The following is a 22,650-nucleotide window of genomic DNA, read 5'->3' as shown; positions in this document are numbered from 1 at the left end:
AGAAAGGAATGAACAAAATTATGAAAAAGCAAGGTTTTAATCCATATCTGCCATCATGGGAATATATACCTGATGGAGAACCTTATGTTTTCGGAGATAGAGTATATGTTTATGGCTCCCATGACCGGTTTAATGGACATGCTTATTGTCTAAACGACTATGTGTGTTGGTCAGCGCCCGTTGATAATTTGGGCGACTGGCGTTATGAAGGTGTTATTTATAAAAAAACAGATGATCCACTGAATCCTGACGGAAGTATGTGCCTATATGCACCGGATGTGACAGTGGGACCGGATGGACGCTATTATCTATACTATGTTCTAGATAAAGTTTCAGTTGTGTCAGTAGCAGTCTGTGATACCCCTGCTGGCAAATATGAATTTTATGGCTATGTACATTATCCTGATGGAACTCGATTGGGAGAAAGAGAGGGCGATGAGCCTCAGTTTGATCCGGGAGTATTGACAGAAGGAGACATTACATACCTATATACAGGTTTTTGCCCCATTGGTGACAAATCAAGATCAGGTGCCATGGCAACAGTACTTGGACCGGATATGCTCACTATCAGGGAAGAAACAGTATTTGTGGCCCCCAGTGAACCTTACAGCAAAGGCAGTGGATATGAAGGACATGAGTTCTTTGAGGCTCCTTCCATAAGAAAGAAAGGCGATACCTATTACTTTATCTATTCATCCGTTGTTATGCATGAACTATGCTATGCTACAAGCAAATACCCAACAAAGGGTTTTGTATACCGGGGAGTAATCGTAAGCAATAACGATCTTCATATTGATTCTTACAAACCGGCAGAAAAACCTATGTATTATGGCGGTAATAACCACGGCAGCATTATTGAGATTAATGGAAAATGGTATATTTTTTATCATAGACATACCAATGGAACGAATTTCAGCAGACAGGGCTGTATAGAGGAAATTAAAATTTTAGATGATGGCAGGATACCTCAGGTAGAGATGACATCCTGCGGACCAAACGGAGGCCCTCTTATAGGACGGGGAGAATATCCGGCTTATCTGGCATGTAACCTATTCTGTAAGGATGAATCCATTTATACAGACTGCACCGGAGCCTGGATGGATAGCCAGTTTCCTAAGATAACTCAAGATGGGAGAGACGGAGATGAAGAGCTTGGATATATAGCTAATATGAAGGCTACCGCTACAGCTGGATTTAAATATTTTGATTGCAAAGGCATCAAAAAAGTGAAAATCAAGGTTCGAGGATACTGCCGTGGTGACTTTGAGGTAAAAACATCTTGGAATGGACCTGCGCTGGGAAAGATAACCGTTGAGTTTTCGAATATATGGAAGGAATATTCTGAGGATATAGATATTCCTGATGGTATACAAGCGTTGTATTTTACCTATACAGGTAGTGGAAGTGCCAGTCTGGCTTCATTTACTTTGGAGTAAGTACAGATTATGATAGAAGCATTCTATTTCAATAAAAAATAAAAACAGTAAGAGAGGTAACTAGAAATGGGAAGATATCATTTAGGTGCAATGCCTCCCATGGGATGGAATTCGTGGAACACATTCACATGGGACATAAATGAACAGCTGATTCGTGACGTTGCGGATGTATTCATTTCTGATGGATATAAAGATGCAGGTTACGAGTATATTGTCATAGATGACTGCTGGAGCTTAAAGGAGAGAGACAAGGACGGGAGACTTGTAGCAGACCCGGAAAAGTTTCCAAGCGGAATGAAAGCACTTGCTGATTATATTCATGACAAGGGTCTGAAATTTGGGATGTATTCCTGTGTTGGAACCCATACCTGTGCTGGATTTCCTGGAAGCTTTGAACACGAATTTCAGGATGCGGAGTTATTTGCAGAATGGGGTATAGATTATTTAAAGTACGATTACTGTTTTAAGCCTAGACAAATGTCAGGAGAGTTACTATATAAAAGAATGAGTCTGGCACTAAAAAACTGTGGTAGAGACATCCTATTTTCTGCCTGCAATTGGGGAGAAGATAATGTAAATAAGTGGATTCGGTCATCAGGTGCCCATATGTATCGATCCACAGGTGACATACAGGATAATTGGGATTCTATTAAGAATATCGCTATATCGCAGCTTGATAAAGAATGTTATACAGGATCATATTGTCATAATGATATGGACATGCTGGTTGTTGGCATGTATGGTGGTAGTAATAACGGTTGGATTAGCAGTAAAATTGGTGGCTGCAGTGATAATGAGTATAAAACACATTTTTCATTGTGGAGTCTTATGGGGTCTCCTCTCATGATTGGCTGTGATATCAGAAATGCTAACCAAGTAACAAAGGATATTTTGATGAACCGTGACATAATTGCCATCAATCAGGACATAGAATGCCGTGGTGCTTACCGCATTAAACCTGAGCCACAGTGGTTTCATTCAGATGAAGTTTTTATGTTGGTAAAAGTATTAAGTAATGGAGATCTTGCTATAGGCTTTTTCAATTTGAGCGACACCCAAAGAGAGCTTTCGTTACAGTTTTGGGATATGGGAATTCCCTATGCTTCAGGATGTTCACTGTCCATGTATGACTGCTGGGAACATAAAGAACTAGGAGTCTTTAAAGAAAGGTTTGCTCCTGTAGTACCGGCTCATGATTGTGTAGTAGTGCGGGCAAAACTGGTGAAGTAAATGGGGAACAATAAAACTTGCAAAGAATGCGGAGCAGCACTGAAAGGTGATGACATTGCTATTTATATGAAGCTTATTTCAAGAAATGCTAAAGAATTTTTATGTATAGATTGTCTTGGTATAAAACTAAAGTGTGGACGGAAGCCTATAGAGGAACGCATAAGATATTATAGGGAATCAGGAAATTGCATCTTGTTTCGTTGATATATTGATTAAAAAGTACCAATCATGGAGGTTTTTATATGATAAAGAAGATAGAAGTACCGGTTTCAGGCAAACCCTTTAAAAATAATGCAACCTTTTGTGTGGGTACAGGCCGAATGGGCTTGGCACTTCAAAAGGAATATACCGAACATTTAAAAGTAGTTCAGGAGGCTGTACATTTCCGTTATATTCGAGGTCATGGATTATTTTGTGATGATATGGGGATATATCGGGAAATTACCATGGATGATAAAACAACTGCTTTTTATAATTTCACTTATCTTGACCGGGTTATCGATACTTATTTGGAAAATGGTATACGCCCTTTTCTTGAATTAGGTTTCATGCCGGAAAAATTGAAGAGTGGTGAACAAACTGTATTTTATTGGAAGGGAAATGTAACACCGCCTTCATCCTATGAAAAGTGGGCTGAAATGGTGACAACGACCTTAAATCATCTCATAGAAAGGTATGGAAGAGAAGAGGTTATAACTTGGCCTGTAGAAGTATGGAATGAACCTAATATTGGTTTCTGGGCCGGTACCATGGAGGAATATTTTAAGCTATATGAATACTCTGCTGAGGCGGTAAAGAAAGCTGATCCAAGAATCCAGGTAGGTGGACCGGCAATTTGCGGTGTAGATACGGAAAGGTGGCTGAGATCATTCTTTGAGCACTGTATAAATAATAATTTACCTTTAGATTTTATTACTCGCCACTGTTATACAGCACAAGCTCCAACTAACAAGGGGGAGTATGTATATCATGTTATGCACGACCCAACATTTATGATTGAGGAATTAAAAGAAACCCGTAAAATCATGTCCGACTATCCACGTATTGCAAATATGCCTCTGCACATAACGGAGTTTAACAGTTCATATGTGCCAGTATGCCCGGTACATGATACGGATTTCAATGCTGCCTTTATTGCCCGTATACTAAGTGAAGCCGGAGAATATGCAGATTCCTATTCTTATTGGACCTTCAGCGATGTATTCGAAGAAGCGGATGTCCCGAAGTCAGTTTTTCATGGGGGCTTTGGAATGGTTGCTTTAAATTCCATTAAAAAACCCACTTTCTATACCTTCGAGTTTTTCTCAAAAGCAGGAAGGGAATTACTCTATAGTGATGAACATTTAATTGTTACCAAAGACGGTGATAAGTATGTAATTATTGGATGGAATTGGCATGATATGAGAGATCACAAGCCATCACCTGACGAAAAGTATGTACTTTCACTACCATCAATAGGAAAGCAGGCTCTGCTTATTAAAAAAGAGGTAGGAGGAGCTCATGCTAATCCAATGCAAACCTGGAGCAATATGGGTAAGCCCCGTAATCTAAACAAGGAACAGTTAAAGATATTACAGGCTGCTGCAGAACCACTTCAGACTGATGCAAAATTACTTGAGCAAAATGGAGCTTATGAAGTTGAAGTAACGATCCCTTGTAATCATCTGTGTATGCTGGAAATAACGCCTGTTGATGATAAGACGGAAACCTATCTTGGTTTTGATCCGGAGGAATTTTACGGAATGAAATAGAATATATGTCATATATTGATAGCTATTGATAGAAAATTACTGGATATAATGCAAGGAGGTAGAGTAAGATGACAAACGTTAAAAAAGCAAAAATGATTTTGGACAAGGACTACAAAATAGGAGAGGTAGATAAGAGAATCTACGGGTCCTTCATTGAACATTTAGGACGTGCTGTATATGGTGGTATCTATGAACCTGGACATCCACTGGCTGATAAAACCGGCTTTAGAAAGGATGTTATACAGTTGGTTAACGAATTGAATGTTCCAATTGTAAGATATCCCGGAGGAAATTTTGTGTCCGGATACAACTGGGAAGATGGTGTTGGACCAAAGGAAAAAAGGCCAAGAAGAACAGACCTGGCCTGGAGCACTATAGAAACAAACCAGGTTGGCACAAATGATTTTGCAGATTGGGCAAAACTAGCCGGCACAGAGGTAATGATGGCAGTAAACCTTGGAACCCGTGGAGTAGATGCTGCCCGCAATTTTGTAGAATATTGTAATCATCCTGGAGGAACTTACTGGAGCGATTTGAGAAAGTCCCACGGTTATGCAGAACCGCATAAATTCAAAGTTTGGTGTCTGGGAAATGAAATGGATGGTCCATGGCAAATAGGCCACAAAACTGCTGAAGAATACGGACGCTTAGCTTGTGAAACCGCAAAGGTTATGAAATGGGTAGATCCGTCAATAGAACTGGTGGCCTGCGGAAGCTCAGGTATCGGTATGCCGACCTTTGCTCAGTGGGAGGCCACAGTTTTGGAACATACCTATGAGCATGTGGATTATATTTCTCTTCACCAATATTACGGAAATCGAGAGAAGGATACAGCAGACTTTTTAGCAAATACTATGGCCTTGGATGCCTTTATAAAATCAGTGATTGCAACTGCAGATTATGTGAAGGCAAAAACAAGATCAAAGAAGACAATAAATCTTTCCTTTGATGAATGGAACGTATGGTACCATTCCAATGATGCTGACAGAAAGATTGAAAGATGGTCAATTGCTCCGCCTCAATTGGAAGATGTTTATAATTTTGAAGATGCACTGCTTGTAGGTGGTATGCTGATAACCTTCTTAAAGCATGCTGACAGAGTAAAGATAGCGTGTCTTGCTCAGTTGGTAAATGTCATTGCTCCAATTATGACCTCAAATGGTGGGGGGGCTTGGAGACAAACAATATTCTATCCATTTATGCATGTTTCAAACTATGGAAGAGGATATGCATTAAATCCTATAATATCAACACGTGTGTATGATACAAAAAATTATACTGATGTTCCTGTTCTTGAGGCTACGGCTGTATTTAATGAGGAAAAGGATGAACTGACAATCTTTGCACTAAATAAGGATATGAGTGACACTCTTTACTTAGAATGTGATATAAGAAATTTCGAGGGTTATAGAGTAGTTGAACATATAATTCTGCATAAGGATGATGTAAATGCAGTAAATACTGAAGCCAATCCTTTCAATGTAGTACCTAGCAATAGCGGGGACGCAAAAATTATAAATGGTATAGTAACTGCTAATCTTTCAAACCTTTCTTGGAATGTAATCAGATTAGCTAAATAATGAATATTAACAGCGGCAGTAGAATATTAAATTTTACTGCCGCTGTTTATTATTATAACTGATAAAATTCACCCTTTAATTTTGTCACTAATGACTATGGACTTATAAATATATCTTTGAATTGAATGTAAATGTTTACGGGTATATAATTTAATCAACGGTAATGATATATTTCTGCAGAGATATGGCCATTAGCCAAAATTCTTTAAATTAAGTTTAAAATTAAAGATGGAGGGGAAGTTCATGTCAAATCTTCAGACAAGCTCTCAGACGCGTAAGGCTAGTGTGACACAAGAAAAAATACAGAAATTCGGACGATTTTTAAGCGGCATGGTTATGCCAAACATAGGAGCATTTATAGCATGGGGACTGATAACAGCATTATTTATTCCTGATGGATGGATACCAAGTGAGTTTTTTGCAACACTGGTAGGTCCAATGATAACTTACTTATTGCCACTTCTTATAGGATATACCGGAGGTAAAGCAGTAGGTGGACAAAGAGGAGCGGTACTTGGTGCTGCGGCAACAATGGGTGTTATAGTAGGTTCAGAGGTACCAATGTTTATAGGAGCCATGATAATGGGACCTCTAGGCGGATACGTTATAAAGAAATTTGACCAAGCAGTTGAAGGAAAGATTCCTGCAGGTTTTGAAATGTTAGTAAACAACTTCTCAATAGGTATTATAGGTGCAATATTAGCAATGTTTGCTCGGTGGGGAATAGGTCCGGTTGTTAGTACCTTAAGCCAGCTGCTTGGAAATGGTGTAGATGTAATAGTAGAAGCAGGACTTCTGCCATTGACTTCAATATTTATAGAACCGGCTAAGATCTTATTCTTAAACAATGCTATCAACCATGGAGTATTAGGACCAATAGGAATAGACCAGGCAAAGGAACTTGGAAAGTCAGTTATGTTCTTACTTGAAGCAAACCCAGGCCCAGGCTTAGGAATACTGTTAGCATACTGGTTATTTGCAAAGGGCAAGATAAAGCAATCAGCACCGGGAGCAATGATAATACATTTCTTAGGTGGAATACATGAAATATACTTCCCATACGTTCTTATGAATCCAGCATTAGTGTTAGCAGTAATTGCCGGAGGAGCAAGCGGAATATTGGTATTCAACATATTTGGAATAGGACTTAGAGCAGCAGCATCACCAGGAAGTATATTTGCAGTATTGGCAATGACAGCAAAGGGAGACTTTATCGGAGTAATACTGGGTATCTTAGTAGCAGCAGCAGTATCCTTCTTTGTAGCTTCAATATTTGTAAAGAAAGCTGCAGACAAGATGGATGACAGCGACTTAGAAGATGCAAAGGAAAGAGTTGCAGAGGCTAAGGCAGCTTCAAAGGGACTTGTAAAGAAAGATGTAAAATTAGTTGTGTTTGCTTGTGACGCAGGAATGGGATCCAGCGCAATGGGTGCAACAACACTAAGAAATAAGTTCAAGAAGGCAGGCTTAAACATAGAGGTTGTAAACTATGCTATAGAGGATATTCCTTCAAATGCAGACATTGTTATAACTCATGAAAGCTTGACCGATAGAGCTAGAAGTATAGCACCAAAAGCAGAACACATATCAATACAAAACTTTATGAGCAGCCCTGAATACGATGCACTAGTTAAGAGATTGTCATAAAATTAATAGGATAGAATGGATTATAGGAGCAGTGGAATAATACAGATAGGATTATTCCATTGTTCCTTCAATAAACGTTTCCCCAAACTGTTCAAGTTAATACAGAACTTATAAAAATACAGGAGGGTAGCTTATGAAAGACGTTAGCCTTGATTTAAGAGTTAAAAAAATCCTTCATAAAATGTGTTTAGAGGATAACTATATAACTATTTCAGAAATTGCTAATGCTCTTGGAGTAAGTTCTAGAACTGTATTGAGAGAACTACCTTCTGTAGAGAAGTGGTTGAATAATAAGGGGTTTTATCTTAAAAAGAAGACTGGGGTAGGAATCAAAATAATGGGTACCCGCAGTGAAAAAAATAAATTAATTAATATTCTTAATGATGAAAAGGGAGAGATAAACTATTCACCTGAAGAAAGACAAGTAATTATAATCAGCGAGCTCTTAAAAAATAATGAACCTGCGAAGCTATACAACTTTACTAGAATATTAAAGGTCACTGAAGGAACTGTAAGTAATGATTTGGATAAGGTAGAGGAGTGGCTGGTAAAACACCATATTGAATTAATCAGAAAGCCAGGCTTAGGAGTATATATAAAAGCCAAAGAAGAGGACATAAGAAAAGCAATTGTTGATATAATTTTTGAGAATATAGGAGAAGACAGGCTTTTGGCCCTAATAAGAAATAATTTGCCACAGGCTGTAAGCGTGGCTGGCAAAACTGAAGTTGAAATCAGGAACAGATTATTGAACTTGATGAATGTAGAAGTAATCAGAAATTTGATTACTGTGGTACGTAATTTAGAAAAAAATATAGGCTATAGATTGGCAGATAACGCCTACGTAGGAATTATTGTTCATGTAGCCCTTGTTATACAAAGAATAAAGAAAAATGAAACCATAAAAATTGACGAAAAGTTTTTGGAAGACCTAAAAAAAAATAGAGAGTATTCCATGGCTCGTGAGCTTTGTGAAGAAGTAGCTGATATGTTTAACATAGATATTCCTGAAGAGGAAGTTAGCTACATTGCAATGCATATAAAAGGATCAAAGAATTACGAAGAAAGTCATGTGGATGGCAGGAAGGTTATAGGAAACTTTGAATTAGTGAAGTTATCCAAGGAAGTCATAAAGATAGCAGAGAGCGAAACAGGAAGATTTCTTGGACACAATGAAAGACTTTTGGTAGGACTGGTAAATCATCTAGGACCAGCACTGAGCAGATTAAAAATGAACATGGAAATAAGAAATCCCCTGCTTGACGAGATAAAAACACATTACAGCCACTTATATAAACTGGGTGAAAAATGTTCAGCACCTCTGGAAAAGTTCATAGGAAGCAAGATGCCGGACTCAGAGATTGCATATATAGCAATGCACTTGGGGGCTGCTATCGAGGGCAGTGAAAGTGTGAATAAACACATATATAGGATAGCTATAGCCTGTACCTCAGGAATAGGAACCTCCAGGCTTTTAGCCACAAGAATAGAAAGAGAATATGAAAATATAGAAATTACAGACATTGTATCAACTTTAAACTTGGAAGAAGAATGGCTGAGGGAAAAAGGTATAGATTTTATCGTTTCAACTGTAAATATAGCAAAAGCACCGGTACCTGTGGTTACCGTAAATCCACTTTTATTTGAAGAGGATAAGGCCAAGATAGACAGGCAAATTAAAAACCTTGAAGGCTCAGTGACCTTAACTTCATTAAAAAGAAAGGGTAAACGAGACCTAAAAGAAAGATTGCTTATCTTAAATACTTACAGTGATGCTATTATACAGATATTAGATAACTTTTTCCTCATAACCGATAAAAAATATACAAATATAGATGAAATAATAAATGAAGCAAGCGAAATTATTGTTTCAGAGAAAGAGCAGAGAGAAAAGCTGAAGGAGGCAATAAAGGAAAGAGAAGAAAAAGGCGGCACTTTCATAACGGGGCATGGTATATTGTTACTACACTCCAGAACTGCTGCTGTGGATAGGCTGTATTTTGGCGTGGTGAGGCCAGATAATGGGATCAGTATATATAATGCTAGAAATGAAAAGGAAAAGCTGGAGTTGGCCGTTATTATGGTGGCACCGGAAAATTGTGATAAGCGATTTATTGAAACAATAAGTTTTGTTAGCAGAATGTTGCTTGAAAGGCCGGACTTTACTAAGACACTAAAAAGTAAAACGGAAGAAGTGGCATTCCAAGTACTAAATAATATTTTGGAAGAGTTCTACAAAATTAAACGCAGCAAATACATGGAGGGATAAAATGTCAAATAGTACTCTTAACAGAAAAACAGGCAGTCAAACACAAGAAAAAATACAGAAATTCGGACGATTTTTAAGCGGCATGGTTATGCCAAACATAGGAGCATTTATAGCATGGGGACTGATAACAGCATTATTTATTCCTGATGGATGGATACCAAGTGAGTTTTTTGCAACACTGGTAGGTCCAATGATAACTTACTTATTGCCACTTCTTATAGGATATACCGGAGGTAAAGCAGTAGGTGGACAAAGAGGAGCGGTACTTGGTGCTGCAGCAACAATGGGTGTTATAGTAGGTTCAGAGGTACCAATGTTTATAGGAGCCATGATAATGGGACCTCTAGGGGGATACGTTATAAAGAAATTTGACCAAGCAGTTGAAGGAAAGATTCCTGCAGGTTTTGAAATGTTAGTAAACAACTTCTCAATAGGTATTATAGGTACAATATTAGCAATGTTTGCACGATGGGGAATAGGTCCGGTAGTTAGTACCTTAAGCGATTTACTTGGAAATGGTGTAGATGCAATAGTAGAAGCAGGACTTCTGCCATTGACTTCAATATTTATAGAACCGGCTAAGATCTTATTCTTAAACAATGCTATCAACCATGGAGTATTAGGACCAATAGGAATAGACCAGGCAAAGGAAGTAGGAAAATCAGTTATGTTCTTACTTGAAGCAAACCCAGGCCCAGGCTTAGGAATACTGTTAGCATACTGGGTATTTGCAAAGGGCAAGATAAAGCAATCAGCACCTGGAGCAATTATAATACATTTCTTAGGTGGAATACACGAAATATACTTCCCATACGTTCTTATGAATCCAGCATTAGTGTTAGCAGTAATTGCCGGAGGAGCAAGCGGAATATTGGTATTCAACATATTTGGAATAGGACTTAGAGCAGCAGCATCACCAGGAAGTATATTTGCAGTATTGGCAATGACAGCAAAGGGAGACTTTATCGGAGTAATACTGGGTATCTTAGTAGCAGCAGCAGTATCCTTCTTTGTAGCTTCAATATTTGTAAAGAAAGCTGCAGATAAAATGGATGACAGCGACTTAGAAGATGCAAAGGTAAGAGTTGCAGAGGCTAAGGCAGCTTCAAAGGGACTTGTAAAGAGAGAGATAAAAAAGGTTATTTTTGCTTGTGATGCCGGAATGGGATCCAGTGCAATGGGCGCAACTTCACTAAGAAGCAAGTTTAAGAGTGCCGGCATAAATGTTGGAGTGTATAATAGTGCTATTGAAGACATTCCAGAAGATGCAGATGTAGTAGTTACTCATGAGAAACTTACCGACAGAGCAAAGGCTGTAAAACCGGATGCTTATCATATTTCCGTAAAAGATTTTATAGATAACAATGTTTTCGAAATATTAAAGGCGGAAATTGCTCCATCAGAGCTTAAATCTGACAATACAGATAACGTAGAAGAAAATGAAATACTAAAAAAATCAAATATAAAACTTGGCTTAAAGGCCTCCAGTAAAGATGAAGCAATCAGAATGGCAGGTGAGCTATTGGTTAAAGGCGGCTATGTAGATGAGACCTATATAGACGCAATGTTTGAAAGAGAGAAGGAGTTAACAACTTATATTGGCAATGGATTGGCAATTCCTCATGGAGTAGGTAGTGCAAGAGATACCATAAAGAAATCCGGTATAGTAGTATTACAGTTCCCTGAGGGTGTTAAGTTTGGCGATGAGACTGCATATTTAGTTATTGGTATTGCAGGGGTTGGTAACGAGCACCTTTCCATACTTGGAAATATCGTTACAGCAGTAGATGTAGAAAATAAAGATGTAATGGAAATGTTGAGAACTACAAAAGATGTGGATGCAGTTTATAACCTTCTTACAATAAGTGAGGAAGAATAATTAAGGAAAAAGAGGGATTGCAGAATGATAATAACAGTTACTTTAAATCCTGCAGTGGACAAAACAATTAAGATTGACAATTTCACCCCAGGAAATGTTAATAGAGTGTCAGAGATGAGATTTGATGCAGGCGGCAAGGGTATTAATGTATCCAAGGTTATAGATGTCTTAGGAGGAAAAAGCCTAGCCACAGGAATACTTGCCGGCAGCACAGGAAATTATATCAAAGAATATTTGAATTCATTGAATATAGAAAATCAGTTCATCTTTATTAATGGTGAAACCAGAACCAATACTAAAATAGTAGACAGCGTTAACAAGGCAAACACAGATATTAATGAACCGGGACCAGTGGTAGGAGAGGCAGATATAGAAAAGGTTAGAACTGTGATTCAGGAGAAGCTTCATCCTGGTTCCATAGCGGTATTCTCCGGCAGTGTTCCTGCAGGAGTACCCAAGGATATATACAGGCAATTAATTGCTCTAGCCAAGGAAAAAGGAGCAAAGACTATACTGGATGCCGACGGAGAACTTTTAAAGTATGGTATGGAAGCAGGGCCTTACCTGGTAAAACCCAATATCCATGAGCTTGAGAGGGTATTTGGCTCTAAGATAGAAAGCATGGATGAAGCTATCCTACTATCAAAACAAATAAAGAAGGAGTACGGCATAAAAGTACTGGTTGTATCTCTTGGAGAAAAAGGAGCATTATTTCTAAATGATGATGCAACAATACTGGCAGAAGGCATAAAGGTTCAGCCCATAAGTACTGTTGGGGCTGGTGATTCCATGGTAGCAGCCTTAGCTTATTCCTTGGATAAGGGCTACAGCTTCGAGGATTCTATCAGGCTTGCAGTAGCTTCCGGTACCGCTAATGTGATGACCAGTGGAACACAGCCTGCAGAATTAAGTGCAATCCGGGAATTTGAGAAACAGGTTAAGTTCAAATATGTAGATAATATAGGATAAGAAAGGGGCAAAATAATGAAAACAAGAGCAGTTAGATTATATGGAAAAAGAGATTTGAGATTAGAGGAGTTTGAATTACCGGAAATTAAAGATGATGAAATATTAGTACAAGTTGTTTCTGACAGCATATGTATGTCTAGTTATAAGGCAGCAATACTTGGTCCGGATCATAAGAGAGTGCCAAAGGATTGTCATGTAAATCCAATCATTATAGGACATGAAACTGCAGGTAATATAGTTAAGGTTGGTGCAAAGTGGAAGGATCAGTTTAAAGTAGGAGAAAAGTTTGCTCTACAACCGGCATTAAACTATAAGGGAAGCATGGATTCTCCCGGATATTCCTATAAGTATTGTGGAGGCGCAGCTACCTATGCCATTATGCCACAAGAGGTAATGGAACTTGGATGCCTTCTCCACTATGATGGAGAAGCCTATTATGAAGCTTCATTGGCAGAACCAATGTCTTGTATTATAGGTGCTTACCATGCAAGCTACCATACTACAATGGGAAGCTATGAACACAGAATGGGAATCGTGCCAGGCGGAAAGCTGGCTATACTTGCCGGAGCAGGTCCAATGGGTCTTGGTGCTATAGATTATGCTCTTCACTGTGACAGAAGACCTGGAATGGTAGTTGTTACGGATATAGATGAGAATAGATTAAATCGTGCAGCAACCATATTCCCTCCGGAAGAAGTAAAGAAAAATGAAGGAATTGACCTTATATTTGTAAACACCAGCAAATATGAAGATCCAGTGGCATATTTAAGAAGCTTGACAGATGGTGCAGGGTATGATGATGTTTTTGTATATGCACCGGTTAAAGCTGTAGTAGAACAAGGAGATAGGATCCTTGGAAGAGATGGATGTCTTAACTTCTTTGCAGGACCTACAGATACCAATTTTTCAGCTCTATGTAACTTCTACAACGTTCACTATGGAGCTACTCACATAGTTGGAACCACTGGCGGTAATACCGATGATATGAAAGAGTCCTTAAGAATGACTGAAAAGAAGCTAATAAATCCTGCGGTTATGGTTACTCATGTAGGAGGACTTAACAGTGCAGCTGAGGCAACCCTTACTCTACCGGATGCACCGGCAGGAAAGAAACTTGTTTACACAGGTATAGATATGGAAATGACTGCAATAGCAGACTTTGAGGAAAAGGGAAAAAGCAATCCTCACTTTGCAAAATTAGCTGAAATAACTAAGAGAAATAGAGGCCTTTGGTGTGCTGAAGCAGAAAAGTATCTGCTTGAAAACTGGGGCAAATAGGAGGAATAATCATGGAAGCAAAAAATGTAGTAATTCAAAATAAACTAGGTATGCATGCAAGACCAGCGCAAATATTTGCTAAGGAGGCAGCACAATTCAGCTCTAAAATCACCATTACTAAAGGTGAAAGAAAGGCCTCCGGTAAATCTGTTATAAATATTATTGCACTTGGCTTGGTAAAGGGAACTGAAATTACAGTTTCAGCTGAAGGTGATGATGAAAAAGAAGCAGTAAAAACTCTAGTGGATTTAATAAATTCAAAGTTTGGAGAAGAATAAGCTACGCAACTAAAATACTGGAGGTATGTAATGAAGAAAGGTATTGCAGCATCAAAGGGCTATGCTATAGGTAAAGTAGTACTAATAGCTGCAGAATGTCTGACAGTGGAAAAAAAGGCTTCTGTAGATCCTGCAAATGAAAGATGCAGATTGGAGAATGCTATTTCATGTTCAATACAACAGTTAGAAGAAATAAGAGATAAAACTGCAAAAAATATAGGAGAAAGTGAGGCTGTTGTCTTTGACAGCCACCTATCCTTCTTATTTGATGAAGAGTTTTCCGGGGCAGCAATTGCAAAAACTGAAACTGAAGGGAAAAGTGCAGAAGAGGCAATTAGTGAAGTTGTGGATATGTACATGGAAATGATTTCTCTTATCGATGATGAGTATATGAGGGCAAGGGCTGCTGATATAAAAGATGTAGGTAACAGAGTTTTAAGAAACCTTATGGGGAAAAATAATAATATTTTTGAGAGCTTACAGGAAAATTCTATTATTGTTGCCCATGACTTAACTCCCTCTGATACTGCACAACTGGATAAGGATAAGGTAGCTGCCTTTGTCACTGATGTGGGTAGCCGTACATCTCACAGCGCAATAATGGCAAGAACTCTTGAAATACCTGCAGTAGTAGGCCTTGAAGATATAACTTCTTCTGTAAAGAATGGAGATATAATCATTGTTGATGGTGTGGAAGGGATGGTATTAATCAATCCCGATGAAGCTAATATCAAAGCTTATGAGGAAAAAAGACTTGCTCTTGAAAGAGATAAAGAAAGATTAAAAACACTTATAAATACAAAATCAGTAACCAAATCAGGAAAAGAAGTAATAATAGCAGGGAATATCGGATCACCGGCAGATGTAGATAAGGTAATTGAAAACGGCGGTGACGGTGTAGGACTGTTTAGAACAGAATTTCTTTATATGGATAGGAAAGATATGCCCAGTGAGGAGGAGCAATTTGAGGCCTATAGGATAGTTGCTGAAAAGCTAAAGGGAAAACCTGTAGTGATTCGTACACTGGATATAGGAGGGGACAAGAAACTGGAGTATCTTCCCCTGCCTGAAGAAGAAAATCCTTTCCTTGGCTTTAGGGCAATCCGCCTGTGTCTGAGCAGAACAGATATATTTAAAACCCAGCTTAGGGCAATATTAAGGGCTTCTGCCTATGGAAAAATCCAGATAATGTTCCCTATGATCAGTTCACTGGAAGAATTTTTTAAGGCAAAGGAACTTTTGAAGCTCTGTATGGAAGAACTTAAAGCAGAAGGCAAAGAATTTAATGAAAATATAGAGACAGGTATCATGATTGAGGTGCCAGCTGCAGCCATAATGGCAGATGAGTTTGCGAAGCATGTTGACTTCTTTAGTATTGGTACAAATGATCTCATCCAATATACACTGGCGGCAGATAGGATGAATGAAAATGTGGCCTATCTGTATAACCCAATGCATCCTGCTGTGCTTAGACTGATTAAGATGACCATAGATGCGGCCCATAAGGAAGGAAAGTGGTGCGGCATGTGTGGTGAAATGGCAGGAGACGAAAACGCAATTCCCACTCTTTTGGAGTATGGACTTGATGAATTCTCAATGAGCCCATCTTCAATTCTGTCTGCAAGGCAGATAGTAATTGATTATGTATAAACTCTCCCAAATCAACAGATAAAAAGTGGCCCCTGGGCCACTTTTTATCTTTGGTGATGAGACTCTTGTAAGAAAAGACGGTAAAACTCATCTGGAAAATAAAAATTTTCGTTGTTAATAAATACTTCATGTAACCCTTCTTGTTGATAAGAAACTTCCTTATAATTTGCAACCTCTTTATTTATATGCTCCATCTTTTTATCCAGCTGGGCCACAGTATTTGCAGCCTCCTTTAAATCATCCAGCAGTTTTTGAGGGACTTTTTTATTATACTTATAGTATATTTTGTGCTCAAGGCTTGCCCAAAAATCCATGCCTATAGTACGAATTTGAACTTCTACACAAACGTCCTCTGCCCTATCAGACATAAAAACCGGTACCTGTAGAATTAAATGCAGGCTTTGATAGCCATTGGGTTTTGGATTTTTAATATAATCCTTTATGGCCAATACCTTTATATCCTTTTGATTCTGCAGCATCTCACTTAATCTATATATGTCAGAGACAAAGGAGCATATTATACGTATTCCTGCAATATCCTGAATGTTTTCTTTTATAGAAGCCAGAGAAAGCTCCAAGCCTTTCCTGTGGAGCTTCTGCAATATACTTTCCGGTGTTTTTATCCTGGATTTTACATGTTCAATTGGATTGTAATCATGAATATACTGGAATTCCTGTTTTAAAATATCAATTTTTGTATTAAGCTCGTCCAAACCGAACTTATAGGACATCATAAATCTTGTTAACTCAGTTTTTAAACGTTTTAAGTTATCTGGCGTCTTTATCTCCACCTTATATCTACTCCGTTTCCTATTTATAGTCTAAAAGTGCCTTATTAAAGACCTTTCTTCATAATGTTCATCTCTATAATACAATATATTCGAATTTATCACAACCGCAAGTAAATATATGGTAAAACCTCTATATATGTTGGCACTGTGTGCTTTTAAAGGCCTCCAGGAAATGCCTGGCGGCAGAGGAAATATAACGTTGCTTAGGCCAGATTACAGCAGTACCTGTCATTAGTGAAGGCTCCGCCAGCTCCTTATAGTTTAAGTTGGTATCCGGTATGAGATTTACACAATTTTTAGGGACAATAGCAGTTCCAAGGCCTGTACTTGCCCAAAGCAGAATGGTTCTTACATCGTTGCTTCTGCAGAGTATTCTTGGGTTAAAGCCTGCTTTTAAACAGAGCTCTGTTATAATCTTTTCATTTCGTCTTTGGACGATAAGTGGTTTGTTTATTAAATCCTTCAAAAGTAAAGTAGGCTTATCATCACTCCAGGCTGAGAGGCTAACTGCTGCCATTGGGTCTTTAGGTAGAGCTATAGACTCAAACTTCTCCAAATCAAAGGGGGTTCTTATGATGCCTATATCAATAACTCCGTGGTCCAGTAATTCTATTATTTTGCTTGTATCCTCGTCAAATATTTCAAAATCTATGCACGGATAGGTTTTGTGAAAACTGCGAATTATATCGGGAAGTAAAGTAGCCCCAGCTGAGGATACGGTACCTATAGACAATCGCCCTTGAAGGCCTTCAGCGATGTCTCTTACTTCCTTCAGGGAGGTTTCCAAAAGCTCTAATACTTGCTTTGAACGGTGCTGCAGTGCCTTTCCGGCCTCAGTCAGTTCAAGTTTTCGGGTAGATCTTTCCACCAATCTTATACCAAGCTCCTCTTCAAGAAGCTTTAGCTGCTGACTCAGTGGAGGTTGGGCTATATGAAGCCTTTCTGCTGCTCTTGAAATACTTCCTTCTTCTGCAATTGCTATAAAATAAGTAAGTTGCCTTATGTCCATATATATCCTCCAATTTATATCTATGTCATATAAATTATATACTTTTTAGATATTATTTGTATATATACTTTGTGATATACTGGTGTATATGACTTTAAATATTGGGGGTAAAGCAAATGGTAGAGGTAATTAAAAAGGGGGCATACCTATATAGAGGTAAAACAATATTGGGCTATGAGGATGAAATATCACTGGAGTCCTTGGATAATCAATTAAAGGCCTATGGTGAAGATGTAGACTTAAAGGCTCTTGTTGTAGACAAGGAAGCAGCGAAAAACACAATGGCCTATGAAATCTTAACAAAGCATAATTCTTCAAGAGATACAAATAATCTGAGAATAAAATTTGATGCCATGGCATCCCATGATATAACCTATGTAGGCATAATACAAACAGCTAAGGCCAGCGGACTTAAGGAGTTTCCCATTCCCTATGTACTGACAAACTGCCACAACAGCTTATGTGCCGTTGGTGGAACCATAAATGAGGATGATCATAATTTTGGTCTTTCTGCAGCTAAAAAGTATGGTGGCATATACGTACCAGCTCATCTGGCAGTTATACACCAGTATATGAGAGAAATGATGGCCGGCTGCGGAAAGATGATCTTAGGCTCTGACAGCCATACCCGCTACGGTGCACTTGGAACTATGGCGGTAGGAGAAGGTGGGCCGGAGTTAGTTAAACAGCTGTTAGGAAAGACCTACGATATTGTCAGACCGGAAGTTATTGCTGTGTATTTAGAAGGACAGCCCAAAAGAGGGGTGGGTCCACAGGATGTAGCTCTAAGTATAATTGGAGCTGTATTTAGTAATGGTTTCGTTAAGAATAAAGTTATGGAATTTGTGGGACCGGGAATAGCTAACCTTTCAGTGGATTATAGAAACGGTATAGATGTAATGACTACTGAAACAACCTGTTTGAGCTCCATTTGGATCACCGACGAAAAGGTTCAGGAATACTACATCACTCATGGACGTCCGCAAGACTATGCTGCACTTGAGCCGGGAGTAGTAGCTTATTATGACGGAATAATTAAAGTGGATTTGAGCAAGGTAGAGCCTATGATTGCCCTTCCTTTCCATCCAAGTAATGTATACAGCATTGCAGACCTAAACAAAAATGCTGCAGATATATTAAAAGCTGTAGAAGAAGAATGCCAGAAACAGATAGATAATCCTGCAATTAAGTTTAAGCTTACAGATAAGATAGTAGACGGCAAAATAATGGTGGATCAAGGTATAATAGCAGGCTGCTCAGGTGGAACCTTTGAAAATATAGTAAAGGCAGCAGCCATATTAGACCAGAAATCCGTAGGCAGTGACTATTTTAATTTAAGTGTATATCCTGCCAGCCAGCCAATATATATGGAACTAATTAAGAATGGTGCTATTGGACAACTTATGCAGGCCGGTTCAATTGTCAAAACAGCCTTTTGCGGACCATGCTTTGGAGCAGGAGACGTGCCAGCAAATAATGGCCTAAGCATAAGACATACCACCAGAAACTTCCCCAATAGAGAAGGCTCTAAGCCGGGGGCAGGACAAATTGCTTCTGTGGCATTGATGGATGCCTTATCTATAGCTGCCACTGCGGCAAACGGTGGGGTATTAACTCCTGCAACTGAAGTAGATATTCCTGAGATAGATGTGAAGTATAGCTTTAATTCTAAAGTATACAGCAACAGGGTTTATAACGGCTATAAGGCTCCTAAGGCCCATGAGGAACTGAAATATGGTCCTAATATAGCAGATTGGCCGAAGATGTCTGCTTTGACAGAAAATATCCTATTGAAGATGGTTTCTGTAATAACAGACCCGGTAACTACTACGGACGAACTTATCCCCTCCGGTGAGACTTCTTCCTACAGATCAAACCCATTGAAGCTGGCAGAGTTCGCCCTATCCAGAAAGGATCCTCAGTATGTTGAAAGAGCTAAAGGTGTTCAAGCGGTAGAAAAGTTTAGACAAGCTTTTGCAGAAGGGGGTAATGGAAGTTTTGACGGTATAGAAGAGCTTAAAAATGTATTACTTCAGGCTACAGGAGAAAATAAGTCTGAACGGGAAATAGAAAGCCTTATTAAAAATACTCAGTTTGGCAGCGTAATCTATGCCGTAAAACCTGGGGACGGTTCTGCCAGAGAGCAGGCAGCTTCCTGTCAAAAGGTATTAGGGGGCTTTGCCAATATAGCAGAGGAATACGCAACAAAGAGATATAGAAGCAATCTTATCAACTGGGGGATGATTCCTTTCGTGATACCAGACGGTGAGGATAGAGATTTCCAAGTAGGTGACTATATCTTTGTTAAAGGCATAAGAGAAGTTATATTAAATGGACAAGAAGAGATGGAGGCTGTTGTCATTAGAAGTGGTGGCAAGAAGACTATTAAGCTTCAGGTTAAGGGGCTTACTAAGGACGAGAGAGACATTATTCTGGCAGGTAGCTTAATTAACTATTACGCTAAGTAATAGGAGAGGGATGTTTTGACTTCATCGGAAGGTGACAAGCAAAACGTCCCATTTCATTATCTTGTCTTTATTGGGGTATAAAATAAAATTAACCTCGTTTTGATTAATATTTTCCGTATGGTAAGTATATGAGTAAATTTCATATTTTATAATCATTGATTTTACTAACTTTTTTATTATTCAAAAAGGAAATTCACCCCAAAATGTCGAATATTTAAGTATCACCAAAAATACACAACAAAGAGGAGTGAATACTTATGTATATTCGACAAGAATGCCTATTTTCCTTTGAAGAAATAATAAAATTACAACCTAAAACTAGGCTTGAATTAATTCTAGCCCAACTAGATTTTTCAAATGTATTAAATGGTTTAGCCCAGCTACACGCTACGCGTGGCCCGAAAGGGCATAATGAGCTAGCACTATTGTATGCTTTAGTTGCTATGCAAGTTGAAAAAATTAAATATTTTAATAAGTTAGTCGATAGACTTAAGACTGATCCTATATTTAGGTATAATTGTGGTTTTAACATTTTAGAGAAAACACCTTCAGCATCAACCTTTAGTAGATTTTTAACTAAGCTATCCAAAATACCTTCATTGGAATATGACTTCGATTGTTTAGTTAAAAAGGCCATTAGTATAGGAATTGTTGATGGTTCAAATGTAGCAATCGATTCTACTAAAATTGATTCTTTTGAAAAAGCTAGACCTAAATCCAAACTTAAGAATGATGCTGTTTCTCCAAACTGGGGAGCTAAGAACGATACTGATGGTAATAAAATACGTTGGTTCGGATTTAAGCTTCACATACTGGCAGATTGCAAGAGTGAACTACCCTTAAGCATATTGCTATCTCCCGCTAGTTATAGTGATGGAGATTTAGCTATTCCGCTGATAAAAAAGTTCATCACCAACTACTCTGGAGTTTTGAGTCCTAAGCATTTTATTATGGATAAAGGTTATGATTTTCAAAAGATTTATGATTATGTTACTCACGATGTTAAAGCACAACCAATTATAGCTTACAATCCTAGGGCACAGTATGCTCCACCAGAAGGATTTAATGAGAAGTTTGAACCCATATGCTCAATGGGATATCCATTAACTTACTGGGGAAAAGATGGTGACTACCTTAAATTTAGATGTCCCCAAGCAACCGGTAAGGTTAATTGTCCATTTGGAACAAAGCATTGTAGCAATTCAAACTATGGATTTTGCCTAAAGGTAAACTATAAAGAGAATAATAGGTATTACTCTTATCCTCTTAGGAGCAGTGAAGATTGGCAAAAACTCTATAATCAACGCACCTCTATCGAGAGGTGTAACTCAAGATTGAAAGAGTACCTAAATGTTAATAATCTGCGTTCAGCAGGTATTAGAAAAGCAAAAGTTGTAGCTCTACTAAACTGTATGGCTTTAGTAGCAGGCACTATTGCTGTTAATCAGAAGTCTAACGACTTAAATTTAAAGCAAGCAGGATAAATTTATTAGTTTTAAAAGTTATCCACAGGTGCAATAGCACCTTGGCTTTGCTATTATCTTTTTCTGAACAAAATAGTTAATTATTAACAAAAAGTAATGATTTTTAAATATAATTGAGGAAGTTTAATTGTGCAATTTCCTCATATAATAAAATTTATAAAAGATATTTCTTATCCTATTTTGTTAATATTGATGGTAATTTGTTGCATGGTAGTGGGAGACGTCACTGTAACTTAGGGTTACTGTAAGTCATAATATATAGTAATCAATAATAAGTGTTTAAGCTAAAGAACTAAAAAAACTCCATATAAAAAGGGTGAAACAAAGAAATGTATAAAGGTAGGAAACGGGAAGCAGAAGGTTCATTGGTTACCGAGGTGACTTTAAATGATGGAAGAAGATCGTAAGAAGGTACTGTTGAATAAAGACTTTACATTGATTTCTGATGACTACTGGGGAGGCTATATCTATAAAAAATTTGACTTGAAATACAATTCTCCTTTTATTTGGTTGATAATTAATCCAAAGGATTATTTAAAGCTGCTGAAGAATCTAAAGTTTTATCTTTTAGAGAATGAACTGGTCTTTTTAAGGATAGAAGAGTTAGGGTTTCCTATAGCGGTTTTAGGTGATATACTCATATATTTTAAAGGCTATAAGTCTGCTGAAGAGGCAGATGAAAAGTGGAGAAGAAGGCTCAAAAGGATAAACTGGGATAATTTATTTGTTAAGATGACGGTAAACGATGAGAGTGAAGCTGCAGAATTTGAAAAGCTTGAATATAAAAGAAAAATAGCCATACGGAATAATCAAGAAGAATTCGATGTAGTTAGGTGGCTAAACGCTGGTTAGTAATGCAGGGCAGTGAATGCCCTGCATTACTTTTCGCGTATAATACTTAAGTGAGAATTTTCACCACATTCCAACTAAT

General features: G+C 38.1%; 17 protein-coding genes. 15 read left to right on the top strand and 2 right to left on the bottom strand.

What is annotated here, in order from left to right:
• Positions 1–20: 20 nt before the first annotated feature.
• The 12 genes from FHY60_RS17395 to ptsP all read left to right on the top strand — a co-directional run bounded on the left by FHY60_RS17395 (position 21) and on the right by ptsP (position 15,967).
• Positions 21–1,436: a family 43 glycosylhydrolase gene (locus FHY60_RS17395; RefSeq protein WP_139906200.1), complete on the top strand. Its 1,416-nt coding sequence runs from the start codon at positions 21–23 to the stop codon at positions 1,434–1,436.
• 66 nt (positions 1,437–1,502) lie between these two features.
• Positions 1,503–2,666 (top strand): glycoside hydrolase family 27 protein, encoded by a 1,164-nt coding sequence (locus FHY60_RS17390; protein ID WP_139906199.1) that lies wholly within the window; start codon positions 1,503–1,505, stop codon positions 2,664–2,666.
• Positions 2,667–2,870 carry a hypothetical protein gene (locus tag FHY60_RS17385; protein WP_139906198.1) on the top strand — a complete coding sequence of 68 codons (204 nt, stop codon included), beginning with the start codon at positions 2,667–2,669 and terminating at the stop codon, positions 2,868–2,870.
• A 38-nt stretch (positions 2,871–2,908) separates the two neighbouring features.
• Positions 2,909–4,417, top strand: a complete 1,509-nt coding sequence (locus tag FHY60_RS17380; RefSeq protein WP_139906197.1) for a GH39 family glycosyl hydrolase — start codon at positions 2,909–2,911, stop codon at positions 4,415–4,417.
• Between the two features lie 68 nt (positions 4,418–4,485).
• Entirely contained in the window at positions 4,486–5,997 is a 1,512-nt protein-coding gene (arfA, locus tag FHY60_RS17375) for an arabinosylfuranosidase ArfA (RefSeq protein WP_243122179.1), read from the top strand.
• A 243-nt stretch (positions 5,998–6,240) separates the two neighbouring features.
• Positions 6,241–7,644, top strand: coding sequence for a PTS mannitol transporter subunit IIBC (locus FHY60_RS17370; RefSeq protein ID WP_139906196.1), 1,404 nt, complete (start codon positions 6,241–6,243; stop codon positions 7,642–7,644).
• 133 nt (positions 7,645–7,777) lie between these two features.
• Positions 7,778–9,913 carry a BglG family transcription antiterminator gene (locus FHY60_RS17365; protein ID WP_139906195.1) on the top strand — a complete coding sequence of 712 codons (2,136 nt, stop codon included), beginning with the start codon at positions 7,778–7,780 and terminating at the stop codon, positions 9,911–9,913.
• Position 9,914: 1 nt separating this feature from the next.
• Entirely contained in the window at positions 9,915–11,792 is a 1,878-nt protein-coding gene (locus tag FHY60_RS17360; protein WP_139906194.1) for a PTS mannitol transporter subunit IICBA, read from the top strand.
• Positions 11,793–11,816: 24 nt separating this feature from the next.
• Positions 11,817–12,761, top strand: a complete 945-nt coding sequence (pfkB, locus tag FHY60_RS17355) for a 1-phosphofructokinase (RefSeq protein WP_139906193.1) — start codon at positions 11,817–11,819, stop codon at positions 12,759–12,761.
• A 15-nt stretch (positions 12,762–12,776) separates the two neighbouring features.
• Complete coding sequence (locus tag FHY60_RS17350) at positions 12,777–14,039, top strand: zinc-binding dehydrogenase (protein WP_139906192.1); 1,263 nt, start codon at positions 12,777–12,779, stop codon at positions 14,037–14,039.
• A gap of 11 nt (positions 14,040–14,050) precedes the next feature.
• Positions 14,051–14,317: an HPr family phosphocarrier protein gene (locus FHY60_RS17345; RefSeq protein ID WP_139906191.1), complete on the top strand. Its 267-nt coding sequence runs from the start codon at positions 14,051–14,053 to the stop codon at positions 14,315–14,317.
• A 30-nt stretch (positions 14,318–14,347) separates the two neighbouring features.
• Positions 14,348–15,967: a phosphoenolpyruvate--protein phosphotransferase gene (gene ptsP, locus FHY60_RS17340; protein WP_139906190.1), complete on the top strand. Its 1,620-nt coding sequence runs from the start codon at positions 14,348–14,350 to the stop codon at positions 15,965–15,967.
• Between the two features lie 44 nt (positions 15,968–16,011).
• On the opposite strand, the gene FHY60_RS17335 is transcribed toward ptsP, so the two are convergent.
• Positions 16,012–16,758: a GTP pyrophosphokinase gene (locus tag FHY60_RS17335; protein WP_243122178.1), complete on the bottom strand. Its 747-nt coding sequence runs from the start codon at positions 16,756–16,758 to the stop codon at positions 16,012–16,014.
• A 130-nt stretch (positions 16,759–16,888) separates the two neighbouring features.
• Entirely contained in the window at positions 16,889–17,767 is an 879-nt protein-coding gene (locus FHY60_RS17330; protein WP_139906189.1) for a LysR family transcriptional regulator, read from the bottom strand.
• Positions 17,768–17,883: 116 nt separating this feature from the next.
• Between FHY60_RS17330 and FHY60_RS17325 the strand changes: the two genes are divergently transcribed.
• From FHY60_RS17325 to FHY60_RS17315, 3 genes are all read left to right on the top strand, one after another.
• Positions 17,884–20,235 (top strand): hydratase, encoded by a 2,352-nt coding sequence (locus FHY60_RS17325; protein WP_139906188.1) that lies wholly within the window; start codon positions 17,884–17,886, stop codon positions 20,233–20,235.
• A 257-nt stretch (positions 20,236–20,492) separates the two neighbouring features.
• On the top strand, positions 20,493–21,719 hold the full coding sequence (locus FHY60_RS17320; RefSeq protein ID WP_139903735.1) for a transposase: 1,227 nt from the start codon (positions 20,493–20,495) through the stop codon (positions 21,717–21,719).
• Between the two features lie 387 nt (positions 21,720–22,106).
• Positions 22,107–22,571: a DUF1919 domain-containing protein gene (locus FHY60_RS17315; protein WP_139906187.1), complete on the top strand. Its 465-nt coding sequence runs from the start codon at positions 22,107–22,109 to the stop codon at positions 22,569–22,571.
• Positions 22,572–22,650 lie beyond the last annotated feature (79 nt).

It is taken from the genome of Clostridium thermarum (assembly GCF_006351925.1).
GTDB lineage: Bacteria > Bacillota > Clostridia > Clostridiales > Clostridiaceae > Clostridium_AU > Clostridium_AU thermarum.
This window is presented reverse-complemented; position numbering and strand designations above follow the sequence as displayed.